Raw genomic sequence first — 21,816 nt, forward strand, 5'->3', positions numbered from 1 at the left:
GAGCTATTTATGTGCCACAGGTAGAGAAATATACGGGGCACCGCGTCTGGGATCAGGTGGTAACTTTGAATGCGGGGTTCATGGAGCGCTTACGTTTCGTACGCTATGCCGACGATGCGAACATTTATGTGCGCAGTCGTCGCGCAGGTGAGCGGGTGATGGCCAGCGTTGAGCGATTCCTGAGGCAGCGCCTGAAACTGACGCTGAACCGGGAAAAGAGCCGAGTAGCCGGGTCGTGGATGTGTGATTACTTGGGCTATGGGATGAGCTGGCATCGACAGCCACGCTTACGAGTGGCAACGATGAGCTTGCGTCGCTTGCGCGACCGGCTCAGAGAGCTGCTGCGCGGAGCGCGGGGCCACAAGATGGCGAGTGTCATCGAGCGGATAAACCCAGTGCTGCGTGGCTGGGCAGGCTACTTCAAGCTAAGTCAAAGCAAACGGCCACTTGAGGAAATTGACGGCTGGGTGCGTCGCAAGCTTCGCTGCGTCGTCTGGCGTCAATGGAAGCAGCCCTCAACGAGGGCGCGTAACTTGATGCGCCTGGGGCTTAGCGAAGCGCGCGCCTGCATATCAGCGTTCAATGGTCGTGGCCCATGGTGGAGCTCAGGGGCATCTCATATGAATCAGGCATTGCCGAAGAAACTATGGGATCAACTTGGACTAGTCTCGGTACTGGATACGATAAACCGGCTTAACCGCATAGCTTGAACCGCCGTATACGGATCCGTACGTACGGTGGTGTGAGAGGACGGCGGATGTAAATCCGCCTCCTACTCGATCGGTTAAAACACGAGCATATAAAAAACGCCCGACCCCTCTAACTGTTGAGGTTAATTGAGCGTTATGAATCCCTCTGACAGCAGCATAGCTGCTAGCCACCTCGTTGGCGACACTCTCCAGCCACAGTGTACCTAATTGTATTTAGCTGCCCTTTTGAATCTTCATAGGTCATTGCGGCGGGCACCACTGCGCAGACTTTTGCAGGCCGCACCACACTGATCACCTTTACAACATCCACCTTCATCCCGTACTCGTATTCTTTCGCCACAGGGGCGCTTTTCCCCTGGCTAATTGCATACTGCTCCATGGCTTTAGCATTAGCCGCCATCATTTTTTCAAAGGCTTTGTCTCCTCCCCCTTCCGCCAATACGAGAGAGGATAACGTCAGAGCTCCAGCGAAAGTAACAATGTTCATGCACTTCATATCTAGTACCTCATATATTAACTGTTACAAGGATATCAATTCGAACATTGCGATGGCATAGCGCCTAGGTTACGAATGTGTAATAAAGCCGTAAAAAACCGCCACCGGAAACCGGAAGCGGTTTTTTTATACGCAGTACCACTACATTTCACCTGTCTCATCTTTAGCATCACTTGACACCACGGGCTCACTCTTTCCTTCTTTAGCTGCGTACTTCTCCATTGCCACGTCCTTGGCGGCCATCATTTTTTCGAAGGTTCTGTCCCCGCCGCCTTCGGCCAAAGCAACTGAAGAAAGGATTAAAGCACCCGCAAGAGCGCAGATTTGAGCAATTTTCATACTGACACCTCATATAGTTAACGCTAGTAGGGTATCAATTCGAACCTATCAACACGGTGGCGCCAAGATTACAGATTCGTTATGTAGCTCACATAAAAAAGCCCACTATCGAATCTCGATAGTGGGCTTTTAAAACTAAAGAATTATACGGCTTCTATTTTATCGTCTTCGGCTTCTTCCTCGTCTCGGCGGTGCGCCCATTGATAAAGCGCAGGCAATATCAGCAGGGTCAACGCAGTTGAGGATAGGATGCCCCCGATCACTACGGTAGCCAGGGGTCTCTGGACCTCTGCCCCCGTTCCGGTGGCCAGCGCCATCGGAATAAAGCCAAGAGAGGCCACCAGAGCTGTCATCAACACTGGGCGCAACCGGGTAAGAGCCCCTTCATTGATTGCGGAACTCAACGAATGTCCCTCTTCTCGAAGGTTGCGGATGAAAGCAATCATCACTAGACCGTTCAGCACCGCTACGCCCGACAATGCGATAAAACCCACACCCGCCGAGATCGACAGTGGAATGTCACGTAACCACAACGCCATGACTCCGCCCGTCAACGCGAATGGAATACCGGTGAACACCAATAGGCCATCCTTGAGGTTGTTGAACATCATGAACAAGAGTGCGAACACCATGAGCAGGGCCACCGGGACGACAATCTGTAGTCGCTTGGCAGCGGATTGGAGCTGCTCGAACTGCCCACCCCAGTTGGTCCAATAACCGGCCGGGATCTGCACCTCTTTATCAATGGCGCTGCTGGCCTCCTGTACAAATGAGCCGATATCCCGCCCACGCACGTTGGCGCTGACGATCACCAGACGCTTACCATTTTCCCGACTGACCTGGTTAGGTCCCAGCACCAGATCGAGGCTCGCCACTTCTGAAAGGGCAATAAACCCGATCTGATCGGCATTGCTGTTAAGCAGCGCCGGTACCGGGATTAGCAGTGTGGACAATCCCTCGAGATCCTTACGCATGGCGTCGGATAAACGCACTACCATATCGAATCGGCGGTCTCCCTCATACATCGTACCGGCTTGACGACCACCAACCGCCACCGCAATGGTGTCTTGTACGTCGCCAACGTTCAGTCCGTAACGCGCGGCTTTGTCGCGGTCGATGTTGATGGTCAGCACCGGCAGCCCCGATGTTTGCTCGACTTTGACCTCGGAGGCACCATTGATCTTCTGCATGGACGCAGCAATTTTTGCAGCGGTGCTGTTAAGGACCGCCATGTCATCACCGAAGACCTTCACTGCCACATCACTGCGCACACCTGAAATCAGCTCGTTAAAACGCAATTGAATAGGCTGAGAAAGCTCATAGTTGCTTCCGGGCATTCCAGCTGTAGCTTTTTGGATATCGGCTATCAACGCCTCCCTGGATTTATTCGGATCAGGCCATTGATTCTTCGGCTTGAGCATCACATAGCTGTCAGAGATGTTGGGTGGCATTGGATCGGAGGCAATTTCTGCTGTACCAGTACGAGCAAACATACGCTTGACCTCAGGTACCTTTGCCAACACAAGGTTTTCAAGACGTTGCTGCATTTCTACCGATTGCGTCAGGCTGGTACCTGGTACACGCAATGCTTGCAACGCGAAATCCCCTTCACTGAGACTCGGCACAAACTCGCTGCCCATTCGACTGGCGACCACACCGCACACTGCAATCACGCCTAGTGCTATGGCGAATGCCAATGATCGATGGCCCATGACCCATTCCAGCGCCGGGGCATACACCCGACGAGCGCCACGCATGATGATGTTCTCTTCTTCCTTCACCTTACCGGTGACGAACATCGCAATCGCCGCCGGGACAAAGGTCACCGACAACAGCATCGCGCCGAGCAAGGCGATCACCACAGTAAACGCCATGGGGTGAAACATTTTTCCTTCGACGCCGGTGAGGGCAAAAATCGGCAGGTACACGACCATGATGATCAACTGGCCGAAAATCAGCGGTCGGCGTGCTTCCTTGGCCGCCGCGAACACTTCGTGAAAGCGTTCGGAGCGGGTGAGGATGCGTCCGTGGTGTTGCTGTGCATGGGCCAGACGACGGATGGCGTTTTCGACAATGACCACCGCGCCATCAACGATGATGCCGAAGTCCAACGCTCCGAGGCTCATCAGGTTGGCGCTGACCTTGTTGGTAAACATGCCAGTGAATGTGAATAGCATCGCGAGCGGGATCACCATGGCAGTGATCAGAGCCGCGCGAATGTTGCCAAGGAACAGGAACAGAATCGCGATTACCAGGATCGCACCTTCAATCAAGTTCTTCTTAACGGTGGCAATTGCCTTGTCCACCAAATTGGTACGGTCATAGACGGTGACTGCCACCACCCCTTTTGGCAGTGAGCGGTTGATTTGCTCAAGCTTGCTGGCAACGGCTTGGGCCACGGTGCGGCTGTTCTCACCGATCAGCATGAACACTGTGCCGAGCACCACTTCACGACCGTTTTCGGTCGCGGCCCCCGTACGCAATTCACGGCCGATGTCCACGGTTGCGACGTTCTTGACGCGGATAGGCGTGCCATCGACGTTGGCCATGACGATATTGGCGATATCGTCGGTGGTCGCTACTTGGCCAGGTGCGCGAATCAGTAACTGTTCGCCACTGTGCTCGATGTAACCGGCACCGACGTTGGCGTTGTTGCGCTCCAGCGCTGTTACAAGGTCAGTCAGAGTCAGCTTGTAAGCCGCCAAGCGTTTTGGATCGGGCGCAATCTGGTACTCCTTGGCGAACCCGCCAATGGTATTAATTTCGGCGACCCCGGGAACATTGCGCAGCTGAGGCTTGATGATCCAGTCTTGGATCACCCTCAGGTCGGTCGGTGTATAGGGACTGCCGTCCTCCTTGACGGCACCTTCTTCAGCCTCGACCGTCCACAGGAAAATTTCACCCAGACCGGTTGAGATCGGCCCCATGACGGCTTCCACACCCTCGGGCAGTTGCTCCTTGGCCACCTGCAACCGTTCGTTGACCAATTGCCGGGCGAAGAACAGGTCAGTGCCTTCCTTGAAGATCACTGTGACTTGCGACAAACCCGAGCGTGACAGCGAGCGAGTTTGTTCTAAAGCCGGCAAACCAGCCATTGCAGTTTCGATGGGAAACGTGATGCGCTGCTCGGTTTCCAGTGGTGAAAAACCTGCTGCGCCCGTGTTGATTTGCACCTGGACGTTGGTGATATCGGGAACGGCGTCGATCGGCAGCTTCTGGTAGCTGGCTATACCGAGGCCGGCCATGAGGAGAACCGCAAGCAGCACGATGATGCGCTGCTCGATGGCAAATTGGATCAGGCGTTCGAACATGAGAACCTTCTCGTGGAAGTGGCGGATCAGTGGGCGTGTGTAGCCGAGGCTTTACCCAGTTCTGATTTCAGAATGAAACTGCCGGCAGCGGCGACTTGAACACCGGGCTCCAGGCCCTCCGTGATCTCGACCAAACCTGCTGAACGGCCGCCTGTCTCCACTGGCTGAGCCTTAAACCCGTCGTCCGTTCGAACGAAAACAGTTGGCTTGTCCTCGACCGTCTGGATAGCCGCTTCTGGTACTGCGACCTTTGTTTGCCGAGTATCAGTGTCAACCTGCACGGTCACGAATAGCCCGGGACGCCATGCACCTTGTGGATTGGCCAAGGTCACGCGGACCGTGGCTGTACGAGTTTGCTCGCCCAACAAACTGCCTACATAGGCCACGGTTCCAGTGACTTCGGCATTCAGTTCCGGCGCACTGACCGTGACCGACTTGCCCACCAGTACCTTGTTTAAATCCTTTGGCGAGACACCAAAGGTCACCCACACACGCGACAAGTCGGAGAGGGTGAAGGCATTAGTGGTTTCGCTGACAACCTCACCGAGGCCCAAGTGTTTCTCAACGACAACCCCGTCAAACGGCGCACGCAATTCATATCGGTTACCCCCGCTGGTGACCGAGCTGCCACTGAGTACGCTGATTTTTTGTCGAGCATTGCTGAGGGCGATTTCGGCTTCTTGCAAAGCCTGGCGGGCTTGCAGGAAATCCTGTTCGGCAGAGATTTTGTCCTGCCATAACTGTCGCTCTCGCTCGTAGGTAGTACGGGCCAACTCAAGACGACGTTGCGCCGCGGCTTGTTCACTACGCTGATCAGAAATTTGTTGGCTGGCGATCACGGCCAGCAACTGGCCTTTTTTCACCGGTTGACCAAGATTGACATGGACCGACTCGACGACACCGGGTACGCGGGGCACCACATGCGCAGTGCGGTCTTCATCAAAACGGATTTCTCCAGGAAAGGGCAATGAAAGGCTAATACTCTGCGCCTTGGCTTCGACCAACTGGATGCCGGCTGAGCTGATCTGCTCTTCGCTCAGAGTCAAGTGACCTTCTTCCGCTTCGCCTTCGACGTGTTCGCCCTCGGCCGATTTCTTGCCAGTAGTTTCATCGCCGTGATCGTCATGGCCTTTGCCCTCCTGAGCCTGAGCCTGAGCCTCGGCTGAGAGCACCGATGGGCTGCCCATCCACAACGAGCCGATGCCTATACCCACCGTCAAGGTCAGTGCAGTGACGAGAATTAGTTTTTTATCCATGGAAACTCCCTGCGCAGCCCAGTCGGCAGTCACGGATTACCGTGGTATTGCGATGCTGAGCAGCGGTAAAAAAAGCGTTATATGAAATTCACGGAGTGCGAGTGAGAAGGGCGACATCTCCGAAAATTCGCTCGATGCGCACCCAGGCGTCTGTCGCCTCGGCGATAGCCTGGATGTATTGCGTGCGGGCGCTAATCAAGGTGCGCTGAGCATCGAGTACGTCGAGGAAGTTAAACTTGCCCATTTCGAAACCTCGGGTAGCGGTGTCGACGGCACTTTGCGCGGCAGGCAGGATGGTTTGATTGAACGACGCGACTTCAGTGTTAGCCGTCACCCACTGATCCAGGGTGGTCTGGATTTCTGTGCGCAGGCGTAACTCACTGGCATTGCGAAGGTCGCGGGCCTGATCAGTTCGGCGGGCAGCTGCCAGTACATTGCCCTGGTTACGATTGAATAACGGGATGGGCATAGACAGCCCCACGACATTCACCCGCTCGCGCTCGCGCTCGTCGTATTGGCTCCCGATACTCACGGTGAGGTCGGGAATTCGCTGAGCCTTCTCCAGGCCAAGGGAGGCTTCCCGCTGATCTATTTGCAGTTTTGCCAATCGTAGTTCCGCGGTTTCACCTATGCGATTAAGCAGCAGTGACGAATCCGGTACGGTTGGTATCGACCGGCCTGGATCACCCACAGACACGAATGCAGGCAAAGGCGCGCCCATGACCTGAGCGAGTCGCTGGTAGGCACTGGCCTCATCCCGCTCAGCCCGCCTCAGCTCCAGACGCACTTCTGATAGCTGAACCTCTGCGCGAGTACCTTCAACGGGTGAGGATTTACCACTCTTGATGCGACCTTGCGCTACACGCAAACCGCGCTCGGCGAGCTCAATTGATTGACGTGATAACAGCAGCCTTTGCTGAGCCGTCGAGGAGCTGTAAAACGCCTGAATGACATCGGCACGCAGAACATTGCGTTTGCGTTCCAATTCAATCCCGGCCGCGTCTTGAGCTCGACTGGCCACTTCGATCCTAGCCCCGCGCTTACCGCCAAGCTCGATCGGCTGGTTGATCATTACCGTCGTAGTGCGCGAGTTTCGCCGAGTATCTTCAGCCTCCCAGGAAACCTCAGGGTTAGGGATCAACCCTGCCTGCTGTCGCTCTCCCTGAGCAATACCAGTCTCCCACTGCGCTGCAGCCAGATCAGGATTGTTGGCAAAAGCAGTTTCAAGCGCCTGATCCATTGTGAGCATTTGAGCGGTCGCCGCAAACAAAGGACTAGTCAAAAGCGCAAGGATCGAAATGAGACCTGCTCTTAGCATGGTCTTGTGCGTGATTGGGTGAGCAATAAGCTTTCTACACCGAAGTAATTCCATCATTCCTTAAAACCTTTAAAACTAAAACAAAAAGAATTTCCCATGAGGCAAATATAAATCTGCGCACCTATCAACAAGGTGACTGAAAAATTACAAATACGTTATCTAGCGGATAAGCCTCACTTAATGCATTAGGATTAAGTCCAATAAGTGCTCGCGCCACGCAACAACCCTAAACAAAAAAAGGCAGACGGCCCTAGTACTTTAGGAGGCGAAATCCGCATGAAAAACCTTGAAAAATTTTAAGACTCCTATGTTTCCCAGCAATTAAAGATGTAGCCAGAACCGAGCTTATAACAGATGAATAAAATTTTTAAATCAGGTTCTGCGAACATAAAACATTTCGAAACACTTAATAGAGGGTGAATTCCTATGCGTATCCTTGTGATAGAGGACGAGCCAAAGACTGCTGAGTACTTACATCAAGGTCTGACTGAAAGTGGCTATATTGTAGACTGCGCATCGACAGGGGCTGATGGTCTCCATCTGGCACGTCAGCAAAATTATGATCTGGTATTACTTGACGTAAATCTCCCTCAGATGCACGGATGGGACGTTCTTGAAAATATTCGGCAGACTAGTAGTACCAGGGTAATGATGCTGACTGCACGAGGACGCCTGGAAGATAAAATCAAAGGATTGGATCTGGGGGCCGATGACTATCTGGTCAAGCCATTTGAATTCCCAGAGTTGCTTGCAAGAGTACGCACGTTAATGCGCCGCAGCGAACATATTCCAGTTCCAGAGGTATTAAAAGTTGCTGATCTTGAACTCGATCAAGGCAGGCATCGCGCATTCCGCGGAAAACAACGCATAGATCTGACGACAAAAGAATTCGCGCTGCTCCATCTGTTGATGCGTCAATCTGGAGAGGTGTTATCTCGCACTCAAATCATCTCTTTAGTTTGGGACATGAATTTTGATTGCGACACCAACGTAGTCGAAGTTTCGATACGAAGATTAAGAGCTAAAATAGATGATCCATTTGAAACTAAATTAATCCATACCCTCCGCGGCGTAGGCTATGTACTGGAGGCGAGAAAATGAAGCAGGTCAGCCTGTCGATGCGGCTGGGGTTGGCAGTTAGCATTATGGGAGCAGTACTAGTAGTGTTTTTAGCGATACTGGCTTTTTTAGCGCTTACCCACGAACTTGATTCACGCGCAAAAAATAGCTTAGAAAAGAAGATGAGTCAGATTGAGCACAGTTTACTGATGGATATCAGTGCCCGTGACATGAGTTTAAAACCTCATGTGCTATTAGATCAAGTGCTGGGGCACGACAATCTTAACCTGACCATCTTTGATGATGACAATATGAGTAAACCTCTCCTGAGTTTTGGAGCAGATATACCTGAAGTATCTACGAATGAAACCGGAATAGCCGTCAGCAATAAGTTGTCGTACTATTCCCCAGCCGAGGAGACCGGAGGCCACATCCTCACAGCCTCTAAACTCATGAAATTAAAAGATGGTGAGTTCGTATCGGTCTTGCTTTCTATTGATCGCTCGAATGATGAAACGCTATTGAGCTCCTATTTGAGTTCAACCATTGTAGCGGTTCCACTGTTGTTGATTCTGATTGGTATCAGCGCTTGGGCTATTGTGCAACGTGGCTTATCCCCTCTCCGGGAATTCCGTAAAGTTGCAGCAATGGTATCGGCCCAGGATTTAAGTCATCGGCTCTCCGTTGTCAATATGCCCCAAGAGCTCAGTGAGCTTGCTCATGGCATAAACTTCATGCTGAACCGTCTTGATAGCGGAGTTCAACAACTATCGCAATTTTCTGATGACTTGGCGCACGAGTTGCGGTCACCGATTACGAACCTTATGGGGAAAGCACAGGTAACTCTTTCTCGAGAACGCCCGGCAACAGAGTACAAGGCTGTTTTAGAGTCATGCACCGAGGAACTAGGGCGAGTCACTAGAATTGTTTCAGACATGCTTTTCTTGGCCCAAGTAAGTCATCCGGCCGCACTCGTGCCGTTTGAAAGCATTTTACTAGAGGATGAAGCGCTAAAAGTCATTGACCTTTTCTCTCTATCGGCTGAGGAAAAGAGTGTTGGTATAACTGTCAGCGGTTGGGGAAAAGTTCTAGGTGACCGACTCATGATTCAGCGGGCTATTTCCAATCTTTTATCAAATGCCATTCGTCACTGCCCAGCAGGGCAGTCCATTGCTATAGCGATTGAAGCGCAATCTGAAAAAGTCTCCCTATCAATAAGTAATCCTGGGGTAGGAATTGAGCACCAGCATTTGTTCCATATTTTCGATCGTTTCTATCGTGTGGATAACAGTCGCTCACGAGCTGAAGGTGGTACTGGATTAGGGTTGGCCATTGTCCGATCCATCATGAGCCTCCATCAGGGAACGGCAGATGTCCATAGTATGCCGGGCCATCTGACAGTTTTTCGACTTGCATTTCCAAAATATAATGCACAAAGCAACTTAAAAGCCCAAAAACCAAGGGAGTGATTTTAGTAAAGCCGTAACTAAAATCACGACAAACAATAGTCTAAGAACGCGACTCCGAAAATCCATAGAGCATAGATAGCGCGGGGTACTTACAAATCGCAAAGCGAGATCAACTCCCTTTGGTACATCCTGCCAGTCTCCCCCAAAAAATGCGTGCAGCATTAAATTGACTATCTGCGCTGTAACACTTCGAAACGATTCCTCATAGATATCAGCCGAGCGGAGCTTGGCTTCTGGCTGAAATAAATGTACGGGAGTCGCGCATTAACATGCCTGCGACATATAGTCGCAAATACTTTTATCGTAAAATGTCCTCCTCCTGTTGACCCTGTAGCAGCTTCAGGCTTGATACTGACCACTTGAGCAATGCGCGGTTTTGAGATTTTTATGATCGAATAGTTCTACATCATTTCTTAGTCGGGCACTTAAATAAACTTCGAAATTTTATTATTCAATTCATATTACATAGGGCGGCACTACCATGCGAATGCTTGTAGTTGAGGATGAGCTTAAAACTGCCGAATACTTGCATCAGGGTTTGACTGAAAGCGGCTATATAGTAGACCGGGCGGCGAATGGTACGGATGGACTTCACCTTGCGCGTCAACAAACCTACGACTTGGTAATACTTGACGTCGATCTACCACAACTTGATGGCTGGGGTGTGCTCGAGCGACTGCGCCAAAGCAGTAACACCCGGGTCATGATGCTAACCGCTCGCGGGCGCCTGGCGGACAAGATCCGCGGCCTGGACCTGGGTGCCGATGACTATCTGGTCAAGCCATTCGAATTTCCGGAACTGTTGGCCCGGGTACGAACTTTAATGCGTCGCAGCGAACAAGTTTCCATCCCTGAGGTCTTGAAAGTCGCCGATCTGGAACTCGACCAGGGCCGCCATAGGGCCTTCCGGGGCGAGCAGCGCATCGACCTGACGACCAAGGAGTTTGCTTTGCTGCACCTTTTGATGCGCCAGTCGGGTGAGGTGCTTTCCCGTACCCAGATCATTTCATTGGTCTGGGACATGAACTTCGACTGCGACACCAATGTGGTCGAGGTTTCAATCCGCCGCCTGAGGGCCAAGATTGATGATCCTTTTGACAAGAAGCTAATCCATACCCTGCGCGGCGTTGGCTATGTACTGGAGGCCCGGGAATGAAGTCGGCAAGCCTGTCGATGCGGCTGGGTTTGGCGGTGAGCATTATGGGCGCATTGTTGGTGTTATTTCTGGCGGTTCTTGCGTTCCTCGCGCTAACGCATGAGTTAGATAAACTGTCAAAAGACAACTTGAGCGAGAAAATGCGGCAAATCGAGCACAGTCTTTCGCTGTATGAAAAACCTGTCGACATCAACATTAAACCGCACGTTTTGCTGGATCAGGTGATGGGGCATGACCACCTCAACCTTACAATTTATGACCTGATAAATATGAGGACGCCGCTCTTGAAGTCAGGCTTTGGCTTGACGGACCCCAGGGTGGAGTTGAAGGCGGCAGGGGCTGCCGCCGACAAGGTGTCGTACTCCCGAAGCACCGATGATCAGGGCCGGCACTTCCTGACTGCATCCAGACTGATCCGCTTGCCGAACGGTACGAATGTCGCCGTATTGCTGTCGCTTGATTGCGCCAACGATGAAGCGCTGCTCAGCACATATCTAAGCTCGACGATCATGGCCTTGCCGTTGCTGCTGCTACTTATCGGCCTCAGTGCCTGGGCAGTGGTAAAACGGGGGCTCGCGCCGCTGCGGGAGTTTCGCAAGGTGGCCGCCATGATCTCTGCTCAGGACCTCAGCCATCGACTCTCGGTGGTCAAGATGCCGCAGGAGCTCAGCGAACTGGCCCATGGCATCAACTTCATGCTGCACCGACTAGACAGCGATGTTCAGCAGTTGTCGCAGTTCTCCGATGACTTGGCCCACGAACTACGAGCACCCATTTCCAACCTGATGGGCAAAGCCCAGGTGACGTTGTCCCGGGAGAGGTCGGCCGAGGAGTACAAAGCGGTTTTGGAGTCCTCCACCCAAGAGCTTGGGCGCGTAGCCCGGATTGTCTCGGACATGCTTTTCCTAGCGCAGGTCAGTAATCCCGCTGCGCTGGTCCCGTTTGAGACCATTGCGCTGGAGGATGAAGCCTCGAAGGTCATCGATCTGTTTTCCCTGTCGGCGGAAGAGAAACATGTCAGCTTGAGCGTTACGGGCAGTGGGTCGACCATTGGTGATCGGCTGATGATTCAGCGGGCCATTTCCAACCTGATGTCCAACGCAATACGCCATTGTCCAGCAGGCCAAGCCATCTCAATCACCATCGAAGTCCATGCCACAGAAGTCTCGCTACATGTAGCCAACCCAGGCGCAGGTATTGAACCTCAACACCTACCGCACTTATTCGATCGCTTTTATCGAGTTGACACTCATCATTCGCGCGCTAAAGGAAGTACCGGGCTTGGTTTAGCCATTGTGAAATCAATCATGAGTTTGCATCAGGGAGTCGCAGAAGTTAATAGCTGCCCGGGCAAGATCACGACCTTCAAGCTGGGTTTTCCAAACATCCATGGACACACCAACTGGTGACACCAACCATAGAAAAAAAAGCCCTTATTCACGTCATCCGTTCATTCGTGCGTGTTACGACACACACCCATAATTTAGTATTCAATAGTGTGAAACTTTCCAGCTGAGTCCTCATAGGTCATTCGAAAAGGTACAATGTTGCAAAAGCGAATTGGTGGGGTCGTACTCACCACTTTACCACTTTTGCGATATCAAGCTTCATTCTATAGCAGTATTTCTGAACTTCCGGAGCGGTCCAGCCTTTTTTGCGCGGCGTAGGCGGCCATTGCTTTCTGATTTGTTTCCATGGCGTTGCCAACGTTGCGATCACCACGACTTTCAGCAAAAATTATTGAAGGCAATGACAGCGTCAGCGCACAGTATGTTTAACAGGCTCATAGCAGAGTCTTAGAAGTATCAGAATCAGCCATGAGCAGTACCGCCGCACCCCGGAGACGATTAGGAATCTAATAGAACTGAATTTTAGAGTAAATATTTGTGCATTCTGAATTTAAATTCAATGCCGATTATAGCGCACAACTTAAAAAATTAATAGAACTCAATGATCGCGCGTTTCGAGAACATATCCAACACCGCGCAAGGTATGGATCAGCTTGTTGTTGAAAGGATCATCAATCTTGGCCCGAAGCCTTCTCATTGCTACCTCAACAACATTGGTGTCGCAATCAGCATTCAGCCCCCAGACAGAGGACATGATTTGCGTGCGCGACAGCGTCGTACCAGTCTGGCGCATCAAGAGATCTAGCAAGGCGAACTCCTTATTGGTCAGTTCAATCCGCTGTCTGGCGCGAAAGACCCGGTGTCTACCCAGATCGAGTTCCAGGTCGCCGACACATAGTACGTCGGGCAATGCCGACAATTCAGTGCGACGCATCAGAGTACGTACTCGGGCCAACAGTTCTGGAAACTCAATTGGTTTGACCATGTAATCGTCGGCGCCTAGATCGAATCCTTTGATTTTGTCCTCCAGACTACCGTTAACGGTAAGTATCATGATGGGCGCAATAATGACCTTGCGAATACTTACAAGCAGACCCCAGCCGCCCCGTTGCGGTAAGTTTGCATCGAGCACTACAAGATCATACGCCTGTTGGGAGACTAAGCGTAAGCCATCGATTCCGCTGGCGACGCAATCAACGACAAATCCACTTTCGGTCAGCCCCTGGTGTAAATAATGGGCGGTTTTCAGCTCGTCTTCTATTATCAAAATACGCATTTTTTATAAAATCTCGACACTAAATATAAAATATCCTTATACTCGCATAGATAACTTCACTCGTACATTTTAGGCTTTAGTCAGTAAGAAGTTATCACGTATTTTTCGAGCCTCCTCTACGCAATCGAGGTAAAACATACAAGCTTCCACACTAAATAGATCTTAGACGAATTGTCCGCGGCTGAGGGGCTTATAACAAATTTGTAATTCTTCAGTCACCATTCTGATAACTTCTCAGCAGTACATTGAGCGTGCAAAAAATCTACGCGTCATAGGATCCTGCGGACGTGTCGACTTCTGATCGAATCCAGCCGCCTGAAATCGATGCTCGCAGTTTTTTAGACCATCAAATATTTATTAGTGAACAAACAAGCTGCGCGTTTTGGGGGCGTAAATCCCCCGGTGTCAGGATAGTTGTCGCCTCTCCGAATTTTCCTAAAAAAGCACATCGGGGGCGGAAAGAGACTGGTCGTGCCGTATTATTCACCTGAACGCAGAGCCGCATTACTCAAGATGCTGCTTCCCCCGCTGAACCTGTCGATGGCCGAGGTCTCCCGGCGCGAAGGGGTCAGCGAAATGTCTTTGTCCAACTGGCGCAAGCAGCTCAGTTCTGAAGGAAATGCAGTGTCCGAAAACAAGCAATCGACTCAGAGCTGGTCAGCCGAAACCAAGTTTGCTGTCGTCCTTGAAGCGTCCGGTTTGTCCGAGATCGAGCTGGGCGAGTATTGCCGCCGCAAAGGCCTTTACCCCGAGCAAATCACGGCCTGGCGACAAGCCTTCATCACCGGCCAGAAATCGGAAAAGGCCCAGCAAAAAGACGACCGCGAGCAAGCCCGCAAGGACAAGAAACGCATCCAGGAACTTGAGCGCGAACTGCGCCGCAAAGACAAGGCGCTCGCTGAAACAGCCGCGTTGTTGGTGCTGCGAAAAAAGCTCAACGACTACTGGGGGATTGCCTCATGAAAAAGATTTTCATTAGTTTGGGGTGTCTGGCGGTTTGGCTAGTCGCGGATCGCCAACTAGCTGACCAGAACGTTCAGGGTCACTGGTGCATCCACGAGTTGCACCGCGCCCTTGGCGATTTTTTCTTACCTAAAACATAGTGACACTCCGGTGGCAGTTCGCGCCTGGATACGTCGAGATATTCCGGAGTACCCATGAATAACAAAGTACCCATTCGCAGTTGGGAAATCACACTCGGTAGTAACCAGTTAATCCTTGCAGTTTCAACTTGGCTTCTATTGTTGAGTAACTGGCCATTTTGGCGAGCTGTATGGCAAGGCGTGGGAGGCCTACAGGACGGAAACACCATATTCGTGCTTAGCCTGCCTTGGTTTGTGTTGATTTGGCTATACATATTGCTCAGCGTGATGGCTTGGGGGCACTTGATAAAACCTGTGCTAGCTATCGTGCTGCTGGTTGCGGCAGCAACGAGTTACTTTATGAATAGCTATGGCATAGTAATTGATTACAGCATGCTAACGAATGTGATGCAAACGGACAGTTCCGAGGCCATGGACCTACTGAACTGGGAACTACTGCTGTGGATGCTGGGCTTTGGTGTTATTCCGTTGCTGATTATCACTCGAGTCCGTTTGATCCAACGATCGTGGTCCCGCGCACTTGCTCATCGATTGATGGGTATGGCGGTCGCGCTAACCTGCTTGGCGATCATCGTATTTACGCTTTATCAATCCTATGCATCGCTGATGCGTAACCATCGCGAACTCCGATTGATGTTGGTTCCGTCGAATGTGGTTTCGGCAATCCATGGGTATACGCGTCGCCAGCTAGCAGTTCCCACCGAATTAAAAATCATTGGTGCTGATGCCCGCCGTGAAGAAGCTACTGTTGATGTACGCAAACCACGGCTAACGGTACTGATGGTGGGTGAAACCGCTAGGTCCGCGAATTTCTCCCTCAATGGCTATACCCGGGATACCAATCCGGAATTAGCCAGTCGTGGTGTCTTAAGTTTTACCAATGTCAGCTCATGTGGAACAGCTACGGCCGTTTCTTTACCCTGCATGTTCCTGGACGTGGGTAAAGAAGGATACAAAGACGGTATGGCGCTGCGTAGAGAAGGACTATTAGACGTATTGCAGCGGGCCGGTGTATCGGTAATTTGGAGAGACAATAACTCAGGTTGCAAAGGTATTTGCGACCGAGTACCAAATGAAAAATTGAACAATCAGAAAACGCTGGGATTATGCAGAGCCGACGAGTGTTACGATGAAATTTTATTGCAAGATTTACAAGCATACTTGGATCAACAGCAGCGGGATTCAATCGTGGTGCTACACATGAAAGGCAGTCACGGCCCATCCTATTTCAAGCGCTATCCACCAGCGTTCGAACGATTCGGGCCCGTTTGCGACAATAACCAACTTGAACGTTGTACGCGCGAAAGCATTGTCAGTGCCTATGATAACAGTCTTGGTTATACGGACTACGTACTTGGGCAAACGATCGACCTGCTAAAGCGTAACGCTGAACGTTTTGATACAGCGATGCTTTATGTCTCTGATCACGGTGAGTCCCTCGGAGAGAATGGGCTTTACTTGCACGGACTTCCTTATGCCATGGCTCCCAGCGAGCAGACTAGTATCCCCATGATACTCTGGATCTCCAAAGACATGCAGTCGCGTCAAAACCTCAATCCTCAATGTTTGAAGGAACAACGTGGTGTATCGCTGTCCCATGACAACTTATTCCATTCTGTATTAGGGTTGATGGGTATTCAAACTTCAGCATATCGCCAAGAGCTAGATCTGTTCAGTACCTGCCAAGCCAAAGCGTTGACACCATTAAAGCTCGCACAAACATCTGAGCATCACCCAGTAAAAATACCAAAATAAGGGGGGGCTGCGACAAAAATCTAAAATCACCCTGTCGGACTGCTGCGACGGGGATGCGGTCGCTAGCTCTGAATGTCCTCACTGTCGTCCATAACCTCAACGCTCACGATCAGGCCAAATTTTTGGCCTTCAGCACGCAGGGCGCGGAAGAGATTTAATTCAAGCTCGGTCAGCGTCGCGAAATCGGGGCCGTGCAAATCCGTGCTTGCCCGGTCCGGAACCGATTGGGCTAACTTGTGCATTGCTTCGTGGCCGTTTTCAGTGGCATTAGGCTTGGTTTGATCGTTCATCGGGCTAGCTCTCGTTCATTTAGCGACTAAAAAAAGACCAGGAATAATCCCGGCCTTTTTCTATGGTCGCACCGGCCTCTCTAGCGGCCGGCGTTCATCAGATTTTGTTGACCTTCCTGTTCTGAAGCTTGGCGCCTTCCTCCTGCGATAGCTCCCCCTTCACTTTGCCAACACCGCGCGCATAGGACACTTCGTAGCATTGCCCTACTACGTTTAACGACCTGCATTTGAAAACGCGCCGACCTGCAATCAAGGCGTTTTCCGACCAGGATTAACTGCGACTGTCCGGCCCGGCCAGCATTAGCTGCAAATGACGGGGTTTATAGGTAGATGATCAAAGGCTGCATCAGCTCCTATATGGGCACGCGTAGAATCCAGAAAAGTCGCACGTTGAGGCCCAAGCAACCACTGCCTACCCTGCTTCGAGCAAACGCGTGGGGCCTACAGCTTTGAGGCCCACTACGCTATGTGCGGGCTCGGTCTCGCCCAAAGGGTTCGGTCAACTGACCAAGGTAACCTTTGGGATAGTCCCTCTCACGCAAGCCGACATTGGCGTCGACCTGCTTTCCTGTACTGTCGTAGAACGTCCCAAATAGCCGATCCCACACCATCAGAAATTCGCCGATCTGCTGGTACGCCCCTGTGCGCAGGGCCTGGCCAACTTGCCGGATTTGTTGACCAAGACGTCTGCAGCGCTAAAAACATGAACCGGCTGGTGCCAAATTACCCCTGAAAGTGGGTATTTTTGGATGCAATTCAACACATGATGGGCTATCGCCGTGATCCTAAGCGCGGTCACCTATGTGACCTTGCGCTATCTCGCCCCACTCAAGAATGCCGCCCCTGAAGCAGATCCTAAAGACCGACGGGGTGCTCAATGAGTCGGTGATGCGGTTCGAGCCGCTGTCATGGTTGCAGAAGTTGGCAGACGCGATCAGTGCCGGCGCCCACCAAGCAGCCGGCCGACCCTCGGCAGAATCACGGGCGCGGCAATGAGGACAAGGGTACCGATCACCCAGAGAACAATAATCGCCGGCTTCACGATGACTCGGAGCAAGGCGATGGCTTGTCCCAAAAAGCCGCTAACGTTGAGATTATCGACGACACTGCCAACCTCCTTGCCGGCTCCGGTCGCGAGGCCCTTCCCGCCGTCCACCAGGAGGCCGGCATTGGCCGCCACCCAGCCGAGGACGGGATCAACCAGGGCATAACCGACCCAGGCGAGAAGCGACCACAGAACGAGGCCGACAAGAACGACAGCCATCGGCAGTTTTCTCGGCAGGCTCGGACGCGCATCATAATCGACCGGCTCCCCCGTCATCTTCGGATCGCGATCGTTTCTCCGATAGTAACTATCGCGATACCCGCGGTCATGGTGGCCATGTTTTCCCATCTCGGTCTCCGTTTTTCGCCGGGGCAAGATTTCCAGGGAAACCGGCCCGTTCTTCAAGCACGTCCACCCGCAGCGCCAACCATCGCCGTCGCGTTCGTCCGGCCGGTTGTCCAGTCGCCTTCCCCTGCTAGCACTATAGCCTTAATTCGCACTCAGCCTCACGCAGGTTCTGATCCTCGATCTGGATCGTCGCATGTGTCAGGCCGAAACCGGTCTTCATCGCCTCATTTGCGCTGATAAGCGTCATCCGCGCCTGGGCCATGTCGGCCACGACCAGGTGGCAGCTCATGGCGTCGATGCCGGAGGTTATCGTCCAGACATGAAGATCGTGGACGGCTGTCACGCCGGAAATGTCCAGCAACTTTCGCTCCAGCAGCGCTATATTGACTTGGGGCGGCGTGCCTTCCATCAGGATGTGGATTGCCTGCTTCAACAATATCCACGTGCGCGGAATGATAAAAAGCCCGATGCCAGCGCCGATGATCGGATCGGCCAGCGTCCAGCCGGTGAGCATGATGACGCCTGCGGCGACGATGACGCCGAGCGAGCCCAGCATGTCGCTGAGCACCTCGAAATAGGCTCCCTTTACATTGAGGCTTTCCGACGACCCGGCGGACAGGAGCCTCATGCTGATCAAGTTGACCACAAGCCCGACCACCGCCACGGCAAGCATCGGTCCAGCTAGAATTTCCGGCGGGTTCAGGAAACGCTGATAGGCCTCGTAGAAGATATAAACGGTCAGTAGAAGGAGCACGACGGCATTCGTAAGCGCCGACAGTACCTCCATGCGAGCAAAACCGTAGGTTTTCTGCGGCGTCGCCGGGCGTTCCGCAAAACGGACGGCGATCAGCGCCAGGGCAAGGCCGCCAGCGTCGGTCAGCATGTGCGCCGCATCCGCGAGGAGCGCAAGGCTGCCCGTCCACAGGCCGCCGATCACCTCAACCACCATGAACGTCGTGGTGAGGGCGAGCGCCCCTACGAGTCTGCTCTTATGCCGTCCCGCTGCGGTTCCGGGCGGAACTGCCACCGCGTGTGAATGCCCTGCGCCCATGTTTGATCCTCAGTAATCAGTGGAAGGGCGCCGCAGCGGTCCCGAAGCAAAGATCTCAGTCGAAGAGATCTGACAGGAATGATCGCTTGCGACGGTGTCCTCCGTGCCCCGAACCATGACCGTCATCGTAGTAGCCTTGGGACGGACTAGGCTGCCCCTGTTGCGGTGCGGGCTTCGGTGCGTAGGTTTGGGTTTGAGCGGGGCCAGCGTCGGCGCTGCGCTCGATGATCTTGTCGAGCTCGCCTCGATCCAGCCAAACGCCACGGCATTTCGGACAATAGTCGATCTCGATGCCCTGGCGCTCGCTCATGACCAGATCGACCCTGCAGGCAGGACAAAGCAGCCCATGTCCCTGGCCCTCCGGACGTGTATTTGCGACATCTACCATCTTCATCTCCTCGTGTTTGCTCGGCGAAGCTAGGTTTTCGCGAGCCTGATCATCATTATAGGCTCTCTAGCTGTAACGACCTGTATTTGAGAACGCCCCGACCTGCATTCCATCGTCGCCAGCCAGCATTAGCTGCAAATGACAGGGCTCAGACCGGCAAGCCCGCTGCCAGCATCTTGTCGCGTAATTCGACGGCCCGAGTCGGGTCGAGTGTGTTACTGAACAACGCCTTGATTCGGTGGGCCTGGCATCCTCACTCCGGCAGGCTTGAAGCACCGGCTGTGTGCAGGGCATGTCCTCTCGATCTACCTGGATGTGCTGTCCGATGAGGTACGTGCCTTGCGGATGAGCGGAGCCGCGAGGCTGATGGAGATACTCCCTGCCGACGTTGTTGCGATAGTCGAGGCGTTGAGTACGTCGGGGCATGCAGCTGTCCAGTTGCAGGCACAGGTACGTCAGCTGTTGCGGCTTCCCGATCCGCCAATCCGCGATCCGCGCCTGACCAAAGTCACCGCAACGCTGCGCGAAGGCCAAATGGGGCGTGAGGTAATGGCTGCGTTGGTGCATCTATCCCCGACACGCTTTTCCCATTGGTTCGTGGAGCAAACAGGTGTGCCATTGCGCAGTTACGTCAAATGGCTGCGCCTCACCCAAGCCCTTCAACATATGGCTCAAGGGGGCCGGTTGACCGAAGCCGCGCATGCGGCGGGCTTTTCCGATTCGGCGCATTTCTCCCGGACATTCAGAATGCTGCTGGGCATCGATCCGTCCTCTGCCCTAGCTGAGGTAGGGCTCCAGGCGTCATAGCTCTTTCGTTCAAGTCGAACGACGTCCTCTCCACATACCATGAAGGCTCTCTACACAGGAGCTGAGCGATGTCCACTTCCCTTCAATTTGCCCTGCGCTGGTTGAGTTACCCGCTCGTGTTTGGTGGCAGCGCTGCCTTCATGGTCAGGGCCTTGTACGCCGGTGTGCCGTATTGGCCCAGCACACCCTTGGTTGCCGCAGTCGGTCTTTTGGCTGTGGCGGCGCTGGAACGCATCCAACCTTTCCGCCAGGGCTGGCTGGAGGATCACCAGGACACCCTGACCGACCTGGTGCATATGCTAGTGAATCTTTCCGTCATCCAGTTCACCGCCGAAAACTTGGCTAGGCTGGGCGATGCGGTACCAGCTTCCGTTCGTGTCTTTCCAGTTGAAAGCCCGCTGTGGCTGCAGCTGCTGCTGGTTGCCGCCGTGCTCGATCTGAGCCTGTACGCCATGCACCGGATCAGCCACCACGTACCCTGGCTATGGCGTTTTCATATGATTCACCACAGTGCCGAGCGCTTGTACTGGATGAACGGTGAGCGCCGGCATCCCCTACATGCCGCACTCATGGCGGGACCGGGATTGGTGGTGCTGTTTGCATTCGGCGCGCCTTCGGCAGTGGTTGCCACCTGGTTCGGTATCCTGACCGCGCATCTGGCCTTTCAGCACTCGAACCTGGACTACCGGGTGGGATGGGTTGCGGTATGTGCTCGGGGTCGCCAAGATTCATCGCTGGCACCACAAGCGCGACTTCGAAGATGCCCTGGTGAACTTCGGCGAATTTCTGATGGTGTGGGATCGGCTATTTGGGACGTTCTACGACAGTACAGGAAAGCAGGTCGACGCCAATGTTGCAGGTCGGCGCGTTTTCAAATGCAGGTCGTTACAGTTAGCGCGTCACACAACTTCCCGTTGAGCGCGGGCCTTCGTAGGTGTCATGAACAGTTCGGAGGAGGGGCGCATACCCCATAATCAGGTGCGATTGTGGGGCCTTTGGTGTTCTAGAGCAGCTATTCAGCAAGTTGCTGCGCAGCGGCAAATGCGCGGCAGCCACGATTTGAATCCATCCAGCACTTACGACCTGAACTGTGTATCTATTGAAAGACATCCTCGCCATTGGCAGACGCACTGGGGAGGAAAAATGCCCGAGTTTGCCGCATGAGTGGACGACCGCTTAATCACGTGAACTTGCGCAAAATGAATGCAAAATAGTTAGAAGAATTAAGCTATTGAATTGTATGGATAAAATCACGACTAACTGTTAGCTTGGGTCCAGAAGCAATCGCAT

At 53.0% G+C, this 21,816-nt stretch carries 18 protein-coding genes and 2 pseudogenes; 9 read left to right on the plus strand and 11 right to left on the minus strand.

The features are described 5' to 3' along the window. Positions 1 to 710: group II intron maturase-specific domain-containing protein (locus tag FHL16_RS32255; RefSeq protein WP_256578043.1), on the plus strand; the 710-nt coding region annotated here is incomplete at its 5' end. Between the two features lie 163 nt (positions 711 to 873). Here FHL16_RS32255 and FHL16_RS32265 read toward each other — a convergent pair. From FHL16_RS32265 to FHL16_RS32285, 5 genes are all read right to left on the minus strand, one after another. Continuing rightward, the gene (locus tag FHL16_RS32265; RefSeq protein ID WP_077750413.1) at positions 874 to 1,206 is read right to left on the minus strand and encodes a DUF2790 domain-containing protein; all 333 of its coding nucleotides are present in this window, start codon (positions 1,204 to 1,206) and stop codon (positions 874 to 876) included. 141 nt (positions 1,207 to 1,347) lie between these two features. Then, on the minus strand, positions 1,348 to 1,545 hold the full coding sequence (locus FHL16_RS32270) for a co-regulatory protein PtrA N-terminal domain-containing protein (RefSeq protein ID WP_077750414.1): 198 nt from the start codon (positions 1,543 to 1,545) through the stop codon (positions 1,348 to 1,350). Between the two features lie 143 nt (positions 1,546 to 1,688). After that, entirely contained in the window at positions 1,689 to 4,856 is a 3,168-nt protein-coding gene (locus tag FHL16_RS32275; RefSeq protein ID WP_077750415.1) for a CusA/CzcA family heavy metal efflux RND transporter, read from the minus strand. Positions 4,857 to 4,882: 26 nt separating this feature from the next. Further along, positions 4,883 to 6,112, minus strand: a complete 1,230-nt coding sequence (locus tag FHL16_RS32280; RefSeq protein WP_077750416.1) for an efflux RND transporter periplasmic adaptor subunit — start codon at positions 6,110 to 6,112, stop codon at positions 4,883 to 4,885. A gap of 88 nt (positions 6,113 to 6,200) precedes the next feature. Next, positions 6,201 to 7,487 carry a TolC family protein gene (locus FHL16_RS32285; protein ID WP_138739109.1) on the minus strand — a complete coding sequence of 429 codons (1,287 nt, stop codon included), beginning with the start codon at positions 7,485 to 7,487 and terminating at the stop codon, positions 6,201 to 6,203. 369 nt (positions 7,488 to 7,856) lie between these two features. On the opposite strand from FHL16_RS32285, the gene FHL16_RS32290 reads away from it, so the two are divergent. The 4 genes from FHL16_RS32290 to FHL16_RS32305 all read left to right on the plus strand — a co-directional run bounded on the left by FHL16_RS32290 (position 7,857) and on the right by FHL16_RS32305 (position 12,523). Next, positions 7,857 to 8,531, plus strand: a complete 675-nt coding sequence (locus tag FHL16_RS32290; RefSeq protein WP_077750417.1) for a heavy metal response regulator transcription factor — start codon at positions 7,857 to 7,859, stop codon at positions 8,529 to 8,531. Next, the gene (locus tag FHL16_RS32295; protein ID WP_077750418.1) at positions 8,528 to 9,958 is read left to right on the plus strand and encodes a heavy metal sensor histidine kinase; all 1,431 of its coding nucleotides are present in this window, start codon (positions 8,528 to 8,530) and stop codon (positions 9,956 to 9,958) included. The genes FHL16_RS32290 and FHL16_RS32295 overlap by 4 nt, the downstream gene beginning before the upstream one ends. A gap of 481 nt (positions 9,959 to 10,439) precedes the next feature. Continuing rightward, on the plus strand, positions 10,440 to 11,114 hold the full coding sequence (locus FHL16_RS32300) for a heavy metal response regulator transcription factor (RefSeq protein WP_077750419.1): 675 nt from the start codon (positions 10,440 to 10,442) through the stop codon (positions 11,112 to 11,114). Beyond that, positions 11,111 to 12,523: a heavy metal sensor histidine kinase gene (locus FHL16_RS32305; protein WP_077750420.1), complete on the plus strand. Its 1,413-nt coding sequence runs from the start codon at positions 11,111 to 11,113 to the stop codon at positions 12,521 to 12,523. The genes FHL16_RS32300 and FHL16_RS32305 overlap by 4 nt, the downstream gene beginning before the upstream one ends. Before the next feature lie 74 nt (positions 12,524 to 12,597). Here FHL16_RS32305 and FHL16_RS32310 read toward each other — a convergent pair. Next, positions 12,598 to 12,876: pseudogene (locus FHL16_RS32310) on the minus strand (DUF2790 domain-containing protein). Positions 12,877 to 13,061: 185 nt separating this feature from the next. Then, entirely contained in the window at positions 13,062 to 13,739 is a 678-nt protein-coding gene (locus FHL16_RS32315) for a heavy metal response regulator transcription factor (RefSeq protein ID WP_077750421.1), read from the minus strand. Positions 13,740 to 14,210: 471 nt separating this feature from the next. Here FHL16_RS32315 and FHL16_RS32320 point away from each other — a divergent pair. Both FHL16_RS32320 and FHL16_RS32325 read left to right on the plus strand, forming a co-directional pair. Continuing rightward, positions 14,211 to 14,692: pseudogene (locus tag FHL16_RS32320) on the plus strand (transposase); the annotation flags it as partial. Positions 14,693 to 14,896: 204 nt separating this feature from the next. Then, positions 14,897 to 16,597 carry a phosphoethanolamine transferase gene (locus FHL16_RS32325; RefSeq protein ID WP_077750422.1) on the plus strand — a complete coding sequence of 567 codons (1,701 nt, stop codon included), beginning with the start codon at positions 14,897 to 14,899 and terminating at the stop codon, positions 16,595 to 16,597. 62 nt (positions 16,598 to 16,659) lie between these two features. On the opposite strand, the gene FHL16_RS32330 is transcribed toward FHL16_RS32325, so the two are convergent. The 4 genes from FHL16_RS32330 to FHL16_RS32355 all read right to left on the minus strand — a co-directional run bounded on the left by FHL16_RS32330 (position 16,660) and on the right by FHL16_RS32355 (position 19,725). After that, a complete protein-coding gene (locus FHL16_RS32330) occupies positions 16,660 to 16,887 on the minus strand; it encodes a hypothetical protein (protein ID WP_077750423.1) in 228 nt (75 codons plus the stop codon). Positions 16,888 to 17,821: 934 nt separating this feature from the next. Then, a complete protein-coding gene (locus FHL16_RS32345; protein WP_202979501.1) occupies positions 17,822 to 18,280 on the minus strand; it encodes a hypothetical protein in 459 nt (152 codons plus the stop codon). A 133-nt stretch (positions 18,281 to 18,413) separates the two neighbouring features. Next, positions 18,414 to 19,331, minus strand: coding sequence for a cation diffusion facilitator family transporter (locus FHL16_RS32350; RefSeq protein ID WP_077750424.1), 918 nt, complete (start codon positions 19,329 to 19,331; stop codon positions 18,414 to 18,416). Positions 19,332 to 19,386: 55 nt separating this feature from the next. Next, positions 19,387 to 19,725, minus strand: a complete 339-nt coding sequence (locus FHL16_RS32355) for a TFIIB-type zinc ribbon-containing protein (protein WP_315899448.1) — start codon at positions 19,723 to 19,725, stop codon at positions 19,387 to 19,389. Between the two features lie 360 nt (positions 19,726 to 20,085). Between FHL16_RS32355 and FHL16_RS32365 the strand changes: the two genes are divergently transcribed. Together FHL16_RS32365 and FHL16_RS35140 are read left to right on the plus strand one after the other, a co-directional pair. Continuing rightward, positions 20,086 to 20,526, plus strand: a complete 441-nt coding sequence (locus FHL16_RS32365) for a helix-turn-helix transcriptional regulator (RefSeq protein WP_231990919.1) — start codon at positions 20,086 to 20,088, stop codon at positions 20,524 to 20,526. Positions 20,527 to 20,594: 68 nt separating this feature from the next. Continuing rightward, positions 20,595 to 21,500, plus strand: a complete 906-nt coding sequence (locus FHL16_RS35140; RefSeq protein WP_238706215.1) for a sterol desaturase family protein — start codon at positions 20,595 to 20,597, stop codon at positions 21,498 to 21,500. Positions 21,501 to 21,816 lie beyond the last annotated feature (316 nt).

Origin of the sequence: Pseudomonas sp. FSL W5-0299 (assembly GCF_005930655.1) — a bacterium.
Lineage (GTDB): Bacteria > Pseudomonadota > Gammaproteobacteria > Pseudomonadales > Pseudomonadaceae > Aquipseudomonas > Aquipseudomonas mandelii.